At 54.3% G+C, this 17,135-nt stretch carries 10 protein-coding genes; 8 read left to right on the top strand and 2 right to left on the bottom strand.

All coding sequences use genetic code 11. The features are described from left to right. Positions 1 to 5: 5 nt before the first annotated feature. Genes glgC through glgP form a run of 3 tightly spaced genes read left to right on the top strand, consistent with a single transcriptional unit; the run spans position 6 to position 5,201 of the window. On the top strand, positions 6 to 1,301 hold the full coding sequence (gene glgC, locus OGX89_RS13100) for a glucose-1-phosphate adenylyltransferase (RefSeq protein WP_003827621.1): 1,296 nt from the start codon (positions 6 to 8) through the stop codon (positions 1,299 to 1,301). Continuing rightward, positions 1,301 to 2,734: a glycogen synthase GlgA gene (glgA, locus tag OGX89_RS13095; protein WP_003827622.1), complete on the top strand. Its 1,434-nt coding sequence runs from the start codon at positions 1,301 to 1,303 to the stop codon at positions 2,732 to 2,734. Before glgC ends, glgA begins: the two co-directional genes overlap by 1 nt. A gap of 19 nt (positions 2,735 to 2,753) precedes the next feature. Beyond that, positions 2,754 to 5,201, top strand: a complete 2,448-nt coding sequence (glgP, locus tag OGX89_RS13090; RefSeq protein ID WP_003827624.1) for a glycogen phosphorylase — start codon at positions 2,754 to 2,756, stop codon at positions 5,199 to 5,201. A gap of 142 nt (positions 5,202 to 5,343) precedes the next feature. On the opposite strand, the gene glpD is transcribed toward glgP, so the two are convergent. Then, positions 5,344 to 6,852 (bottom strand): glycerol-3-phosphate dehydrogenase, encoded by a 1,509-nt coding sequence (gene glpD / locus OGX89_RS13085; RefSeq protein WP_126956387.1) that lies wholly within the window; start codon positions 6,850 to 6,852, stop codon positions 5,344 to 5,346. A gap of 198 nt (positions 6,853 to 7,050) precedes the next feature. Here glpD and glpE point away from each other — a divergent pair, with 198 nt between their 5' ends. From glpE to OGX89_RS13070, 3 genes are all read left to right on the top strand, one after another. After that, positions 7,051 to 7,377: a thiosulfate sulfurtransferase GlpE gene (glpE, locus tag OGX89_RS13080; RefSeq protein ID WP_003827629.1), complete on the top strand. Its 327-nt coding sequence runs from the start codon at positions 7,051 to 7,053 to the stop codon at positions 7,375 to 7,377. Positions 7,378 to 7,547: 170 nt separating this feature from the next. Next, positions 7,548 to 8,378: a rhomboid family intramembrane serine protease GlpG gene (gene glpG, locus OGX89_RS13075; protein WP_003827632.1), complete on the top strand. Its 831-nt coding sequence runs from the start codon at positions 7,548 to 7,550 to the stop codon at positions 8,376 to 8,378. A 95-nt stretch (positions 8,379 to 8,473) separates the two neighbouring features. Further along, positions 8,474 to 9,232 (top strand): DeoR/GlpR family transcriptional regulator, encoded by a 759-nt coding sequence (locus OGX89_RS13070; protein WP_003023499.1) that lies wholly within the window; start codon positions 8,474 to 8,476, stop codon positions 9,230 to 9,232. Positions 9,233 to 9,273: 41 nt separating this feature from the next. On the opposite strand, the gene malT is transcribed toward OGX89_RS13070, so the two are convergent. Beyond that, a complete protein-coding gene (gene malT, locus OGX89_RS13065) occupies positions 9,274 to 11,979 on the bottom strand; it encodes an HTH-type transcriptional regulator MalT (RefSeq protein WP_126956385.1) in 2,706 nt (901 codons plus the stop codon). 618 nt (positions 11,980 to 12,597) lie between these two features. Between malT and malP the strand changes: the two genes are divergently transcribed. Beyond that, positions 12,598 to 14,991, top strand: coding sequence for a maltodextrin phosphorylase (gene malP / locus OGX89_RS13060; RefSeq protein ID WP_126956383.1), 2,394 nt, complete (start codon positions 12,598 to 12,600; stop codon positions 14,989 to 14,991). Between the two features lie 9 nt (positions 14,992 to 15,000). Continuing rightward, a complete protein-coding gene (gene malQ, locus OGX89_RS13055; RefSeq protein WP_126956381.1) occupies positions 15,001 to 17,088 on the top strand; it encodes a 4-alpha-glucanotransferase in 2,088 nt (695 codons plus the stop codon). Positions 17,089 to 17,135: the final 47 nt, after the last annotated feature.

Genomic DNA, 17,135 nt, shown 5'->3' with positions numbered 1-17,135 from the left:
TAGTCATGGTGAGTTTAGAGAAGAACGATCGTGTAATGTTGGCGCGCCAGCTGCCATTAAAATCTGTTGCCCTGATCCTGGCCGGTGGCCGCGGTACCCGCTTAAAAGATTTAACCAACAAACGTGCCAAACCTGCTGTGCACTTTGGCGGTAAGTTCCGCATTATCGATTTTGCCTTATCCAACTGTATTAACTCCGGGATCCGCCGTATTGGCGTGATCACTCAGTACCAGTCCCACACGCTGGTGCAGCATATTCAACGCGGCTGGTCGTTCTTTAGCGAAGAGATGAACGAGTTCGTCGATCTGCTACCTGCCCAGCAGAGAATGCAGGGTGAAAACTGGTATCGCGGCACGGCGGATGCGGTGACCCAAAACCTGGACATCATTCGACGCTATAAAGCGGAATATGTGGTGATCCTCGCGGGCGATCATATCTACAAGCAGGACTACTCACGCATGCTGATCGACCACGTCGAGAAAGGTGCGCGTTGCACCGTGGCCTGTATGCCAGTGCCTATTGAAGAGGCCAGCGCGTTTGGCGTGATGGACGTGGACGACACCGATAAAATTATCGAGTTCGTTGAAAAACCCGCCAACCCGCCAGCGATGCCTGGCGACCCGACCAAATCTCTTGCCAGTATGGGGATCTACGTTTTCAACGCCGATTATCTGTATGAATTGCTGGCAGAAGATGACCTTGATGAAAACTCCAGTCACGATTTCGGTAAAGACATTATCCCGAAAATCACCGAAGCTGGCATGGCGTATGCGCATCCATTCCCGTTGTCCTGCGTGCAGTCTGACCCGGAATCCGAGCCGTACTGGCGTGACGTGGGTACGCTGGAGGCCTACTGGAAGGCGAACCTCGATCTGGCTTCGGTGACGCCTGAACTGGACATGTACGACCAGGACTGGCCAATCCGTACGCACATGGAATCGCTGCCACCGGCGAAATTTGTTCAGGACCGTTCCGGCAGCCACGGAATGACGCTGAACTCGCTGGTTTCTGGCGGATGCATAATTTCAGGTTCGGTGGTGGTGCAGTCCGTTCTGTTCCCGCGAGTGCGGGTGAATTCATTCTGTAACATTGATTCGGCAGTGTTGTTACCTGAAGTGTGGGTGGGACGTTCGTGCCGCTTACGTCGTTGCATTATCGACCGCGCCTGCGTTATTCCCGAAGGCATGGTGATTGGTGAAAACGCGGAAGAAGATGCGCGTCGTTTCTACCGTTCAGAGGAAGGTATTGTGCTGGTCACGCGTGAAATGCTACGCAAACTGCAGATCAAACAGGAGCGATAATGCAGGTTTTACACGTTTGTTCAGAGATGTTCCCCCTGTTAAAAACCGGGGGACTGGCGGATGTTATTGGGGCGTTACCCGCAGCGCAAATAGCGGACGGCGTGGATGCCCGCGTGCTGCTCCCGGCGTTTCCTGATATTCGTCGCGGCATTCCCGATGCGCAGGTAGTGACGCGTCGGGATACCTTCGCCGGACGTATCACGCTGCTGTTCGGGCATTTCAACGGCGTGGGTATTTACCTGATTGACGCGCCGCATCTCTATGACCGCCCCGGTAGCCCGTATCACGACACTAACCTGTTTGCTTATACCGATAACGTGCAGCGTTTTGCATTGCTGGGCTGGGTTGGCTGTGAAATGGCCTGTGGCCTTGACCCATTCTGGCGCCCGGATGTGGTGCATGCGCACGACTGGCATGCGGGTCTGGCTCCGGCGTATCTGGCGGCGCGCGGCCATCCGGCGAAATCGGTGTTCACCGTCCACAACCTGGCGTATCAAGGCATGTTTTATGCAAAGCATATGGATGACATCCAATTGCCATGGTCGTTCTTTAATGTGCACGGACTGGAGTTTAACGGGCAGATTTCGTTTCTGAAGGCAGGGTTGTACTACGCCGACCACATTACGGCGGTCAGTCCGACCTACGCGCGGGAAATTACCGAGCCGCAGTTTGCCTACGGCATGGAAGGTCTGTTGCAGCAACGTCATCGCGAAGGGCGCCTTTCCGGCGTGCTGAACGGCGTTGATGAAAAAATCTGGAGCCCGGAAACCGATCTCCTGCTGGCATCGCGATATACGCGCGACACGCTGGAGGAGAAGGCAGAAAACAAACGTCAGCTTCAGATAGCGATGGGACTTAAGGTCAACGATAAAGTACCGCTGTTTGCTGTGGTGAGCCGTCTGACCAGTCAAAAAGGGCTGGATCTGGTGCTGGAAGCGCTGCCGGGGTTGTTAGAGCAGGGTGGACAGCTGGCATTGCTAGGCGCGGGCGATCCGGTATTACAGGAAGGATTCCTCGCCGCAGCGGCGGAACATCCAGGACAGGTGGGTGTGCAGATCGGCTATCACGAAGCCTTCTCGCACCGCATCATGGGTGGGGCCGATGTGATATTGGTTCCCAGCCGTTTTGAGCCGTGTGGCTTAACGCAGTTGTATGGACTGAAGTACGGCACGCTGCCGCTGGTGCGGCGCACCGGTGGGCTGGCTGATACAGTCTCTGACAGTTCGCTGGAAAACCTGGCGGACGGTATCGCCAGTGGGTTTGTATTTGAAGATAGTAATGCCTGGTCGCTGTTACGCGCGATCCGGCGTGCTTTCGTATTGTGGTCCCGGCCTTCGCTTTGGCGGTTTGTACAACGTCAGGCCATGACCATGGATTTTAGCTGGCAAGTCGCGGCGAAGTCATACCGTGAGCTTTACTATCGCTTGAAATAGATATCCAGGAATCACCTATATGAATGCTCCATTTACTTATGCATCGCCCACACTCAGCGTAGAGGCACTTAAGCATTCTATTGCCTATAAGCTGATGTTCACGATTGGTAAGGACCCGGTCATTGCCAATAAACATGAGTGGCTGAACGCCACGTTGTTCGCGGTGCGCGACCGTCTCGTGGAGCGCTGGCTGCGTTCTAACCGTGCGCAATTATCTCAGGAAACTCGTCAGGTCTATTACCTGTCTATGGAGTTTCTGATTGGCCGCACGCTTTCCAATGCACTGTTATCGCTGGGCATTTATGACGATGTCAAAAATGCGCTGGAAGGAATGGGGTTGGATCTTGAAGATCTGATCGACGAAGAAAACGACCCGGGTCTTGGCAATGGCGGTCTCGGGCGCCTGGCGGCCTGCTTTCTGGACTCTCTGGCAACGCTGGGATTGCCGGGACGCGGCTACGGTATTCGTTATGACTACGGCATGTTCAAGCAGAACATTGTTGATGGCCGCCAGAAAGAGTCGCCGGACTACTGGCTGGAATACGGTAACCCGTGGGAATTCAAACGCCACAACACGCGCTACAAAGTGCGTTTTGGCGGGCGCATTCAGCAGGAAGGTAAGAAAACGCGCTGGATAGAAACCGAAGAGATCCTCGCGGTCGCCTACGACCAGATTATCCCCGGCTACGACACCGACGCCACCAACACGCTGCGTCTGTGGAATGCCCAGGCCAGTAGCGAGATTAATCTCGGTAAATTTAACCAGGGCGACTACTTTGCGGCGGTGGAAGATAAAAACCACTCCGAGAACGTCTCCCGCGTATTGTACCCGGACGACTCCACCTATTCAGGACGTGAACTGCGGCTGCGCCAGGAGTATTTCCTGGTCTCCTCCACGGTGCAGGACATTCTGAGCCGTCATTACCAGTTGCACAAAACCTACGACAACCTGGCGGATAAAATTGCCATTCACCTCAACGACACCCATCCGGTGCTGTCGATCCCAGAGCTAATGCGTTTGCTGATCGATGAGCATAAGTTCAGCTGGGACGATGCGTTTGAGGTCTGCTGCCAGGTCTTCTCGTATACCAACCACACTTTGATGAGCGAAGCGCTGGAGACCTGGCCTGTCGATATGCTGGGCAAAATTTTGCCGCGCCATCTGCAAATCATCTTTGAAATCAACGACTACTTCCTGAAGACGTTACAGGAACAGTATCCGAACGATACCGCTCTGCTGGGGCGGACGTCGATTATCGATGAATCTAACGGCCGTCGTGTGCGTATGGCATGGCTGGCGGTGGTGGTGAGCCACAAGGTTAACGGCGTTTCCGAGCTGCACTCCAACCTGATGGTGCAGTCACTGTTTGCTGATTTTGCGAAGATTTTCCCGACTCGTTTTTGCAACGTCACCAATGGCGTGACGCCGCGTCGCTGGCTGGCGCTGGCCAACCCGTCGCTCTCTGAAGTGCTGGATGAGAACATTGGCCGCACCTGGCGAACCGATCTCAGCCAGCTCAGTGAGCTTGAGCAGCACTGCGATTACCCGCTGGTAAATCAGGCGGTGCGCCGCGCGAAGCTGGAGAATAAAAAGCGTCTGGCCACGCTTATTGCCCAGCAGCTGAACGTGGTGGTGAACCCGAAATCGCTGTTTGATGTGCAGATAAAGCGTATTCACGAATACAAACGTCAGTTGATGAACGTGCTGCATGTGATTACCCGCTACAACCGCATTAAGGCCGATCCTGACGCTGAGTGGGTACCGCGTGTGAATATCTTCGCAGGTAAAGCGGCTTCTGCTTATTACATGGCGAAACACATCATTCACCTGATCAACGACGTCGCGAAAGTGATCAACAACGATCCGCAAATTGGCGACAAGCTGAAAGTGGTGTTTATCCCCAACTACAGCGTCAGCCTGGCGCAGGTGATTATTCCTGCTGCCGATCTGTCTGAGCAGATTTCTCTGGCCGGGACCGAAGCCTCCGGTACCAGTAATATGAAATTTGCTCTTAACGGCGCGCTGACCATCGGGACGCTGGACGGTGCCAACGTTGAGATGCTGGAGCATGTGGGCGCAGAAAATATCTTTATCTTTGGTAATACGGCGGAAGAGGTCGAGGCTTTACGCAGCCAGGGCTACAAGCCGCGTGAGTATTATGAGAAAGACGAAGAGCTGCACCAGGTGCTGACGCAGATTGGCAGCGGGGTGTTCAGCCCTGAGGAGCCGGGACGCTATCGTGACCTGGTGGATTCGCTGATTAACTTTGGCGACCACTATCAGGTTCTGGCGGATTATCGCAGCTACGTTGATTGCCAGGATAAGGTTGATGAACTGTATCGTCACCCGGAAGAGTGGACCACCAAGTCGATGATTAATATCGCCAACATGGGGTACTTCTCGTCGGACAGGACGATCAAAGAGTACGCCGAAAACATCTGGCATATTGATTCGGTGCGGTTGTAATAAGGGATAGGACTACCTGTAGGCCGGATAAGGCGCTAGCCGCCATCCGGCAAAAGGCCCGATAGCGATGACGCTTACCGGGCCTACAGGGCGCTCGTTGCCTGGGGCGCTTCGCTTGCCCGGCCTACGTTCGTGTACTTGCTTACGACGCCAGCGACAGCTGGTGTTTCTCGATATACTCCGCCAGCCACTGGGTCATGCGTGACTGCTGCTCAGCGTTCAGCCACATACCTTCTTTCGTGCGACGCCACAGCGCATCTTCCGCGCGACGAACCCATTCGTGATCGACCAGATATTTCAGCTCGGCCTCATAAAACTCATGGCCAAAGTCTTCACCTAACTCGGCAAGCGAGGTGGCTTCGCCGATGACCCATTCGGTGTTGCTGCCGTAGGTGCGAGAATAATGGCGTGCCAGCGACTCGGTCAGGAACGGGTATCGACGGCGCAGTTTGGCTGCGTAATCTTCGCGATCGCCGCCAATGTCGCCGCCAGGCAGAATGCACTCTTTCGTCCACGCCGGACCAATTCCCTGATAGTACGATGCCAGTTTTTCCATCGCGTGCTCAGCCAGCTTACGATAGGTCGTCAGCTTACCGCCAAAGACCGACAGCAGCGGCGCTTTGCCGTTTTCGTCGTGGATATCCAGCGTGTAATCACGGGTGATCGCCTGCGGTGAGTCAGACTCGTCATCGCACAGCGGACGCACGCCCGAGTAAGTCCAGACGATATCATCACGACCCAGTTGTTTCTTAAAGTGCGCGTTGTAGACCTTCAGCAGGTAATTGATTTCGCTTTCATCAATTTTCACTGCTTTCGGATCGCCTTTGTATTCAACGTCTGTCGTCCCGATGATCGAGAATTCGTCCATCCATGGGATAACAAACACGATACGCTTATCTTCGTTCTGCAGAATATAAGCTTGCTTCTGGGTATGTACGCGCGGCACAACGATGTGGCTGCCTTTAATCAGGCGAATGCCGTACGGCGATGGCAGGTGCATACCGTCGTCGAAGAACTCTTTCACCCACGGACCGGTGGCGTTGACCAGGCCACGCGCCTGCCAGGTGTATTTTTTGCCGGTATCGATATCTTCAGCTTCAACAATCCACAAACCGTTTTCACGGCGAGCAGAAGTGGCGCGAGTGCGGGTTAATACTTCTCCGCCTTTGCGTACGACCATTTGGGCGTTTGCCAAAACCAGTCGCGCATCGTCTACCCAGCAGTCAGAATATTCGAAACCGCGCACAATCTCAGGTTTCATTACGGAATCTGCGCCAAAACGCGAACCGGTAGAACTTGGCAAACTGGTGCGTTTGCCCAGATGATCGTACATAAACAAACCAATGCGGATCATCCACGCCGGACGCAGGTGCGGGCGGTGGGGCAGACGAAAGCGCATCGGGAAGGCGATATGCGGTGCCATTTTCAACAGCACTTCACGTTCGGCCAGCGCTTCGCTTACCAGACGAAATTCGTAGTGTTCCAGGTAGCGCAGGCCACCGTGGATGAGTTTGGAGCTAGCGGAAGAGGTGGCGCAGGCTAAATCCTGCGCTTCCAGCATCAGCACGGATAAACCGCGTCCAGCGGCATCTGCCGCGATACCGGCACCGTTGATGCCTCCACCTATCACAATCAGATCTTTGGTTTCCATGCTGGCCTCTCGCACTTTCGTTATAGCTCATTAATGTTCGTTATCGAGCATAATAGCAAAGAATCGCGCCATTGGTAACATCGGATAAACAATTTACAGTGATACATATAACATTATGGCGTTTAACTGCCGTCGGGACGTACACTAAGCAGTAACATGTCCGAAAAGCGTCACCTGCCATATAAAGAAGAGAGAGCAATGGATCAGTTTGAATGTATTAATGTCGAAGAAGCGCATCAGAAGCTGCATCAGGGGAGCGCGGTGTTAGTGGATATCCGTGATCCGCAAAGCTATGCCATGGGTCATGCCCCGCAGGCGTTTCATCTGACGAACGACACGCTGGGGTCATTTATGCGCGAGCATGATTTCGACACCGCCGTGTTGGTGATGTGTTATCACGGCAACAGCAGTAAAGGCGCGGCGCAATATCTTCTTCAGCAGGGCTATGACGCGGTTTACAGCGTTGACGGCGGCTTCGACGCCTGGCATCGACATTTTCCGGCAGAAGTGGCATACGGTTCGTAAGGCTATACCCAAATTAATTCGAGTTGCATCGCGACGGCGACGCAGCGAATCTCCGGGAGCGTACGAACAGTACGTGACCGGAGTGAGCGAGGAAAGCCAACAAAGATGCAGCTCGAAGTAAGAAGGGTATATATACTGTCCTCTTTTGTGTGGATGAAGCGACAGCAACCATGTTGATGATTACCTCTTTTGCTAACCCCCGCGTGGCGCAGGCATTTGTTGATTATATGGCGACACAAGGCGTTATCCTGACGATTCAACAACATCAGCAAACGGATGTCTGGCTGGCGGATGAGTCCCAGGCCGAGCGCGTGCATGCTGAACTGGCGCGATTTCTGGAGAATCCGGGCGATCCGCGCTACCTCGCGGCAAGCTGGCAGTCGGGTCAGACCGACAGCGGTCTGCACTACCAACGTTATCCGTTCCTGGCCACATTGCGCGAACGCGCAGGTCCGGTAACCTGGTTGGTGATGGCCGCGTGTGTGCTGGTGTTTATTGCGATGAACGTGCTGGGCGACCAGGCGGTGATGCTCTGGCTGGCATGGCCGTTTGATCCTTCGCTGAAATTTGAATTCTGGCGTTATTTCACCCACGCTTTTATGCACTTCTCGCTGATGCATATTCTGTTCAACCTGTTGTGGTGGTGGTATCTCGGCGGTGCGGTTGAAAAGCGTCTGGGCAGTGGAAAACTGATTGTAATTACCGTGATCAGCGCCCTGTTGAGCGGCTATGTTCAGCAGAAATTTAGCGGCCCGTGGTTTGGTGGACTGTCTGGCGTGGTATATGCGCTGATGGGCTACGTGTGGTTGCGCGGCGAGCGCGATCCGCAAAGCGGTATTTTCCTGCAGCGTGGTTTGATTATCTTTGCTTTGATCTGGATTGTTGCCGGCTGGTTTGATCTATTCGGCATGTCGATGGCGAATGGCGCTCATATCGCCGGATTGGCCGTGGGTCTGGCAATGGCGTTTGCCGATACTATAAATGTACGAAAACGAACTTGACTCAAGTTTTGTGGTGCCGGAAGGCGGTGTGCGTTTGGACCAATTTGTAGGCCGGATAAGCGTCAGCGCATCCGGCAAAATTTCAGGGAACCATAATGAAGCAAACACAACGACATGACGCGATCATCGAGCTGGTAAAAAAACAGGGATACGTCAGTACTGAAGAGCTGGTGGAGCATTTCTCCGTCAGCCCGCAGACGATTCGCCGCGATCTTAACGATCTGGCCGATCAGAACATGATTTTGCGCCATCACGGCGGCGCGGCGTTGCCATCCAGCTCGGTCAACACCCCGTGGCATGACCGTAAAGCGACGCAGACTGCGGAAAAAGAGCGCATTGCCCGCAAAGTTGCCACGCAAATCCCGAACGGCTCAACGCTGTTTATTGATATCGGAACTACGCCGGAAGCGGTGGCTCACGCGCTGCTTAATCACAGCAATTTACGTATTGTGACCAACAACCTCAATGTGGCGAACACGCTGATGGCGAAAGAGGATTTCCGCATAATCCTCGCCGGTGGTGAACTGCGTAGCCGCGACGGCGGTATTATGGGCGAAGCGACCCTCGACTTTATTTCTCAGTTCCGTCTGGACTTCGGCATCTTAGGGATCAGCGGCATCGACAGCGACGGTTCCCTGCTGGAGTTTGATTATCACGAAGTTCGCACCAAGCGCGCGATCATTGAGAATTCACGGCATGTGATGCTGGTGGTGGACCACTCGAAGTTTGGGCGTAACGCGATGGTTAATATGGGCAGCATCAGCATGGTGGATGCGGTGTATACCGACACGCTGCCGCCTGCTGGTGTGATGCAGGTGATTGCTGACCATCATATCCAGTTAGAGCTGTGCTAAGGTAATTCCAGGCCTGATAAGCGTTGCGTATCAGGCATTAACTAAACGCCGTACCCCATCATCTTCAGCAGCTTCTGCGCATGTTGCACCGCATCCTGGCGATGTGCGACGCCGAGCTTTTGGTACAAATTGCGGATGTGCGTCTTGATGGTCGTTGCCGCGACGGCCAGCTCTCCGGCGATCTGCTCGTTGCTGTAGCCCGAATAAATCAGTCCCAGAACCTGCCATTCGCGCTGGGTCAGCGGGCTGGTGCGGATAAGCTCCGGCACTTCCGGGTGAGTAAGCAGACGCTCAACGAACCCTTCATCGAAGTGGGCAAATTTATGGCGGTGGTGCTGGTTAATCTCACGCAAAATGCGCTGGGCGCGGTGCTGATCGAGTTCCGGTAAGGAATTGAGCTGAATCAGCTGACGCAGTTGTTGCGCCATGGCCTCGCCTTCGATAACAAAGTGGCTGATGAATCCGGTGCGGTTCGCCAGCTGTAGGGCGTCGAGTAACACACGCTGGGCGTCATTTTTGCGCCCTGCCTGCCAGTAGAGCTGATTAAGCAGCAACAGGTTACGGTTCAGATCGCTCATCAGGCGCAGATTGCGCGCATTTTCATTCAACTCTTCCAGCACAATCTCAGCCGGTTCAAACTCGCCGAGCAGGATTTGCGCGCGAGCGATGTTGCGCCACTGGCTTTGCAGGAAGTGGTTATTGGCGAATTCTGGTTTTGGCGTGTGGCGCAGCCAGTTGGCGGCCGAGTTTTTGTCGCCCACCATTTGCCAGTAAATCACCCGCACCTTATCGGCGTTGGAGATCCAGTCGCTGTGATAGTGACCGTTACCCAGCAGGTTTTCCAGGCGGTTGAGCAGGCTGCGAGCGTTATCGAGATCGCCCCGTGCCAGTGAACACTGAACCAGCAGCGCCAGACATTGTAGCTGTTGCTGCGGCTGGAAAGTGGAAAGCAGTTCAATACCGCTACGGGCAGAGGCTTCTGATTCGTCCAGACGCGCCCATGCCCACAGTAGTTGTGCGCGAATACGTACCAGGAATTCGTGCATCGGCAGCTGTTCCAGGTGCTGCTCTTTGATCAGCTGGAATGCTTTTTCCTGAGTTTCCCAGGCGGCCTGTAAAAAGCCCTGGGCAAACAAAATTTCGCTTTGCTGGATAAGACTCCACAGCGCGTAATGCCAGACGTCATGATGACGCGCCATTTGCTCGGTTTGCTGCATTAACGCCAGAGAGCGCGTGAGATCGCCCTTACAGTGCAGGACTTCGCCGTGCACCGAGGTGGCGACGATCCGGCTATAGAACCAGGCGATGGGTAACTCATCCAGGGCCAGTTTCGCCAGGCGTTCGGCTTCGTCAGGGTTGCCGTCGTTAATCGCTACCTGCGCCCGTAAAGCGTTGAATTCGGCGTGCAGTGTCGGCTCCATGTCGCCTTTCATTTCCTGCTCTGCGCGCGCCAGCAAGGTGTTAACCTCTCCGTAGCGGTGCTGGCTTTGCATCAGCCAGGCTTGCAACAGAACCAGACGCGGATTTTCCAGCAGGCTTTCCCACGGCAGGGCTTTCAGCGACTCTTCCAGTAACGTCAGCTCGCTATGATTAAACAGTCCCCACGCATGATTAAGCAGGATATCGCGTAGCATATGGGCGTCGCCGGCTGCCAGCGCGTGGTGGATAGCTTCGCTGGGGAAGCCTTGCGCCATCCAGCTTTCGGCGGCGGCGCGGTGTATTTCGGGCAGTTCGTTCGCCAGCTCCCATTGGCAGCGCTGGCGTAAAAAGCTGCCAAACAGCGGGTGATAGCTGAACCACTCGCCAACGTCATCCATCCGCTGCAGGAATAACCCCTGGCGCTCAATTTCTTCCAGCCGCATCTGGCCGTTTTCTTCCCCGGTAACGCGGACGATTAGCGCATCGTTCATGGAACGCAGAATGGCGCTTTTCAGCAGGAAGTGACGGGTGCCGAGGTCGACGCTGTCCAGCACTTCATCAACCAGATAATCGGACAAATGGCTGGCGTTGATCCCCGCGAGGCGTCGTGCTGACTGGTGCGCGGAATGATTGTTCTGGCGGGCGGAAAGGGCGATCAGTTGTAACGCCGTGGCCCAGCCAGCAACGTCATCGCACATCCGGCTGCTTTCTGCCGCTTCAATGGGAGAGGACAAACGTCGGTCGAAAAATTGTTTGGCTTCCTGATGGTTAAAGGCCAGCTGTTGGCTGCCTATCTCCAGCAGTTGATCGCGTACCCGCAGGTTGGCAATACCCAGTTGCGGCAGATTGCGCGACAGCACGACCAGCGTGAGGTTCTCAGGCTGGTGACGCAGGAAGAAACGCATCGCTTCGTGAATGGCCGGGTTAGAGATCAGATGATAATCATCTACTACCAGGTAGAGCGGGCGGTGCCACTCGGCCAGTTCGATAAATAGCTGGGCAAACAGTGACGTCAGGCTGGCGTACTGACGTTTTTGCACCATTGCTTCACTGGTGGTGCAGTGTCCACCTGTTGCCTGTTGGATAGCGGCGATCAGATAACTGGCAAAGCGCTCTTGCTGATTATCGCCCTCATCCAGAGAATACCAGCCTAAATCATTTTTCCCTGCCGCCCATTGTGAAACCAGCGTCGTTTTTCCATAACCAGCAGGACTTGTTATCAGGGCAAGCCTGAAATTGTTCGCGCCGGAAAGTTTAGCCAACAGGCGCTCACGAACCACCGTATGGTCGAGTCGAACCGGACGACTTAATTTAGACGGAATCAACATAAGTTAGTCACTTCACTGTGTGAAAATAGGGAAGAATGATTTTTTTTGCGCTTCGTAATTAATAGATATAAGATCGGCCAGATTGGTGTTTTATGCAAGCTAAGCGGACTTTTTGTGTGTCTGATTTTGCACTATGTCACAAATCTATACATCTATTGCAATAAATGCTTTAAAGAGTCGCAACAGGCGTGGCAACTGGATCCGTTGTAATTTTGACTGTGTCGAAAAATCCCTCTCTTTTTATATGGTTACTCAAATAGCTAATGAATATCACCGAATTTTGTGGCCGACTTAAAAGTTTTATGTGAATTATCTTATCGGGCACAGATATTTCAGGTTAGAAACTATTTCCCTATTTACACATTGTTTCTCATCGTCATATCGCTATTTGATATTGTCGATTAATCCTTTGTTACTAATGCGTCATTCGAAGAGCGTTATGCGGGGTTTGCGCGAATTTACGGGCAATTACCTCCCCTTTAAGTGGCGGAGATCACACTTTTATGCTCATCCCCGCTCCTCCTCCCTCCCTAATCCGTGCCAGGATGAGGAATGTCAACAACGAGCCAGGCAAACTAGCGATAACGTTGTTTTATTACCTAAGGATCTGGAACCCCTATGTCACAGCCTACTTTCAACAAAGATCAATTTCAGGCTGCCCTGACGCGTCAGTGGCAGCGCTTCGGTTTACTGTCGGCTCAAGAAATGACGTCGCGCCAGTGGTGGCAGGCAGTGAGTGGGGCGTTGGCTGAGTTACTCAGCGCCCAGCCTGCGGCAAAACCGGCAAAAAATCAGCGTCACGTTAACTACATCTCGATGGAGTTTTTGATTGGTCGCCTGACCGGCAACAATTTACTCAACCTCGGCTGGTATCAGGTGGTGAGCGATGAGCTGAAAGCGCATGACGTCAACCTGACAGACCTGCTGGAAGAAGAGATCGATCCGGCGTTGGGTAACGGTGGATTGGGACGCCTGGCGGCTTGCTTCCTTGATTCGATGGCGACAGTCGGCCAGTCGGCGACGGGCTATGGCCTCAACTACCAGTACGGCCTGTTCCGTCAGTCGTTTGCCGATGGCCAACAGATGGAAGCCCCGGATGACTGGCATCGTGGCAACTACCCGTGGTTCCGTCACAACGAGGCGCTGGATGTGCAGGTTGGGATTGGTGGCAAGGTCACCAAAGAAGGGCACTGGGAGCCAGGGTTTACCATCACCGGCCAGGCATGGGATCTGCCGGTTCTCGGTTACCGTAACGGCGTAGCGCAACCGCTGCGTCTGTGGCAGGCCAGCCATGCGCACCCGTTTAACCTGACTAAATTTAATGACGGCGATTTCCTGCGCGCAGAGCAGCAGGGCATCGACGCTGAAAAACTGACGAAAGTGCTGTACCCGAACGATAACCACACCGCGGGTAAAAAGCTGCGCCTGATGCAGCAGTACTTCCAGTGCGCCTGCTCCGTAGCCGACATTCTGCGCCGCCATCATCTGGCAGGGCGTAAGCTGCACGAACTGGCTGATTACGAAGTCATTCAACTTAACGATACTCACCCGACTATCGCGATCCCTGAACTGCTGCGCGTGCTGATTGATGAGCACCAGATGAGCTGGGACGATGCGTGGGCGATTACCAGCAAGACCTTCGCTTACACCAACCACACCCTGATGCCGGAAGCGTTAGAGTGCTGGGATGAGAAACTGGTGAAAGCACTCCTGCCGCGCCACATGCAAATCATCAAAGAAATTAACGACCGCTTTAAGACGTTGGTTGATAAAACCTGGCCGGGTGATGCTGAAGTCTGGGCGAAGCTGGCAGTGGTGCACAGTAAACAGGTGCGTATGGCCAACATGTGCGTGGTCAGCGGTTTTGCGGTCAACGGTGTGGCGGCGCTGCACTCCGATCTGGTGGTGAAAGATCTGTTCCCGGAATATCACCAGCTCTGGCCGAACAAATTCCATAACGTCACCAACGGGATTACTCCGCGCCGCTGGATTAAGCAGTGCAACCCGGCGCTTGCCGCGCTGCTGGATAAATCGCTGAAAAAAGAGTGGGCTAACGATCTCGATCAGCTGATCAATCTGGAAAAATACGCCGACGACGCGAAGTTCCGCCAGCAGTATCGTGACATCAAACTGGCGAACAAAGAGCGCCTGGTGAAGTTTATTAAAGCGCGTACCGGTATTGAAATAACGACTAACGCTATCTTTGATATTCAGATTAAACGTCTGCATGAGTACAAGCGCCAGCACCTGAACCTGCTGCATATTCTGGCGTTGTACAAAGAAATCCGTGAGAACCCGCAGGTAGATCGCGTGCCGCGCGTATTCCTGTTTGGCGCAAAAGCTGCTCCGGGTTACTACCTGGCGAAAAATATCATCTTCGCCATCAACCAGGTTGCACAAACCATCAATAACGACCCGAAAGTCGGCGACAAGCTGAAGGTCGTCTTCCTGCCGGATTATTGTGTCTCGGCGGCGGAAATGCTGATTCCGGCGGCGGATATCTCTGAACAGATTTCAACCGCAGGGAAAGAGGCTTCCGGCACCGGTAACATGAAGCTGGCTCTGAACGGTGCGTTAACCGTAGGTACGCTGGATGGAGCAAACGTCGAAATCGCCGAGAAGGTGGGTGACGAGAATATCTTTATCTTTGGTCATACTGTGGAAGAGGTGAAGGCGCTCAAAGCTAAAGGCTACGACCCGGTGAAATGGCGTAAAAAAGACAAAGTGCTGGATGCTGTCCTGAAAGAGCTGGAAAGCGGGAAATACAGCGATGGCGACAAGCATGCCTTTGACCAGATGCTGCACAGTATCGGCAAGCAGGGCGGCGACCCGTATCTGGTGATGGCGGACTTCGCGGCCTACGTTGAAGCTCAGAAGCAGGTTGACGTGTTGTATCGTGACCAGGACGCCTGGACCCGGGCGGCGATTCTGAATACCGCGCGTTGCGGCATGTTCAGCTCGGATCGCTCCATCCGCGATTATCAGGCTCGTATCTGGCAGGCGAAACGTTAAGGAATCGCGATGGAAAGCAAACGTCTGGATAATGCCGCGCTGGCGGCGGGGATCAGCCCCAATTACATTAATGCCCACGGTAAACCGCAGTCTATTGGCGCCGAAACCAAACGGCGTTTGCTTGACGCCATGCATCGCACCACCGCTGCCACTCAGGTGGCGGTAACCCCGGTGCCGAATGTCATGGTCTATACCGCTGGCAAGAAAATGCCGCTGGCGGTTGAGGGAAGCGGAGAGTTTAACTGGCTGCTGACCACCGAAGAGGGCGTGCAGCACAAAGGGCATGCCGTCGGCGGTAAATCTTTTAACCTTCCGGCGAAGCTGCCGGAGGGGTATCACACGTTGACCCTGACCCAGGGCGAGCTGCGTTCCCATTGTCGTATCATCGTGGCACCAAAGCGCTGCTATGAACCGCAGGCGTTGTTAGCCGGGCAGAAGCTATGGGGTGCATGTGTTCAGCTCTACACCTTGCGATCGGAAAAGAACTGGGGGATTGGCGACTTCGGCGATCTCCGCACCATGCTGGTGGATGTGGCGCAACGCGGCGGCGCGTTTATCGGGCTTAATCCGATTCACGCGCTGTATCCGGCGAATCCGGAGAGCGCCAGCCCGTACAGCCCGTCGTCACGCCGCTGGCTGAACATTATTTATATTGATGTGAACGCAGTTGATGATTTCCGTCTGAGTAAAGAGGCGCAGGCGTGGTGGCAGAAACCCGCGACTCAGCAAGCTCTGCAACGCGCCCGCGATGCCGAGTGGGTTGATTATTCTGCTGTTACCGCACTGAAGATGACGGCGCTACGTATGGCGTGGAAAAGCTTCTCTGCGCGTGATGATGAGCAGATGGCGGCATTTCGCCAGTTTGTGGCTCAGGAAGGGGATAGCCTCTACTGGCAGGCGGCCTTTGATGCGCTGCATGCGCATCAGGTGAAAGAGGACGCATTGCGCTGGGGCTGGCCGGTGTGGCCAGAAGCTTTCCAGTCAGTGGACTCGCCAGAGGTAAAACGCTTCTGCGAAGAACATCGTGATGACGTAGATTTCTACCTGTGGTTACAGTGGCTGGCGTATACCCAGTTTGCTGACTGCTGGAAAACCAGCCAGGGCTTTGCAATGCCGATAGGGCTGTATCGCGACCTGGCCGTTGGCGTGGCCGAAGGCGGGGCGGAAACCTGGTGTGACCGCGAGTTGTATTGCCTGAAAGCTTCAGTTGGCGCACCGCCGGATATTCTCGGTCCGCTTGGGCAAAACTGGGGACTGCCGCCGATGGATCCGCACATCATCGCGGCACGTGCTTACGAACCGTTTATCGAACTGCTGCGCGCCAATATGCAGAACTGCGGCGCGTTGCGTATCGACCATGTCATGTCGATGCTGCGTCTGTGGTGGATCCCTTACGGTGAAACTGCCGATCACGGTGCCTACGTGCATTATCCGGTCGACGATCTGCTGTCAATTTTGGCGCTGGAGAGTAAACGTCATCACTGCATGGTGATTGGTGAAGATCTGGGTACCGTGCCGGTGGAGATCGTCAGCAAGCTGCGTGACAGTGGCGTCTACTCCTACAAAGTGCTTTATTTTGAGAATGACCATGAGAAAAACTTCCGTGCGCCGAAAGCGTACCCGGAACAATCAATGGCAGTCGCGGCGACGCATGACCTTCCTACGCTTAAAGGTTATTGGGATAGCGGCGATCTGACGCTGGGTAAAGCACTGGGCCTGTACCCGGATGAAGTCGTGCTGCGCGGGTTGTATCAGGACCGGGAACTGGCGAAACAGGGGCTGCTGGACGCGCTGCACAAATACGGCTGCCTGCCAAAACGTGCCGGTCACAAGGCTTCCCTGATGTCGATGACGCCGATTCTGAATCGCGGCATGCAACGCTATATCGCTGACAGCAACAGTGCGTTGCTGGGTCTGCAACCGGAAGACTGGCTGGATATGGCTGAGCCGGTCAACATTCCGGGGACCAGCGATCAGTACAAAAACTGGCGGCGTAAGCTCACCGCCACGCTGGAACAGATGTTTGCTGATGAAGGCGTGAATAAGCTGATTAAGGATTTGGATAAGCGGCGAAAAGCGGCCGCGAAGAAGAAGTAAAAAAGCCGGGGAATTCCCCGGCTTTCTTATGGTGATGGCTCGTAGTA

The organism is Citrobacter sp. Cpo103 (assembly GCF_030332605.1).
Lineage (GTDB): Bacteria > Pseudomonadota > Gammaproteobacteria > Enterobacterales > Enterobacteriaceae > Citrobacter > Citrobacter portucalensis.
This window is presented reverse-complemented; position numbering and strand designations above follow the sequence as displayed.

Coding starts and splice junctions, on each gene's coding strand:
- glgC (WP_003827621.1), top strand. CDS start 6: ATGGTGAGTTTAGAGAAGAACGATCGTGTAATGTTGGCGCGCCAGCTG.
- glgA (WP_003827622.1), top strand. CDS start 1,301: ATGCAGGTTTTACACGTTTGTTCAGAGATGTTCCCCCTGTTAAAAACC.
- glgP (WP_003827624.1), top strand. CDS start 2,754: ATGAATGCTCCATTTACTTATGCATCGCCCACACTCAGCGTAGAGGCA.
- glpD (WP_126956387.1), bottom strand. CDS start 6,852: ATGGAAACCAAAGATCTGATTGTGATAGGTGGAGGCATCAACGGTGCC.
- glpE (WP_003827629.1), top strand. CDS start 7,051: ATGGATCAGTTTGAATGTATTAATGTCGAAGAAGCGCATCAGAAGCTG.
- glpG (WP_003827632.1), top strand. CDS start 7,548: ATGTTGATGATTACCTCTTTTGCTAACCCCCGCGTGGCGCAGGCATTT.
- OGX89_RS13070 (WP_003023499.1), top strand. CDS start 8,474: ATGAAGCAAACACAACGACATGACGCGATCATCGAGCTGGTAAAAAAA.
- malT (WP_126956385.1), bottom strand. CDS start 11,979: ATGTTGATTCCGTCTAAATTAAGTCGTCCGGTTCGACTCGACCATACG.
- malP (WP_126956383.1), top strand. CDS start 12,598: ATGTCACAGCCTACTTTCAACAAAGATCAATTTCAGGCTGCCCTGACG.
- malQ (WP_126956381.1), top strand. CDS start 15,001: ATGGAAAGCAAACGTCTGGATAATGCCGCGCTGGCGGCGGGGATCAGC.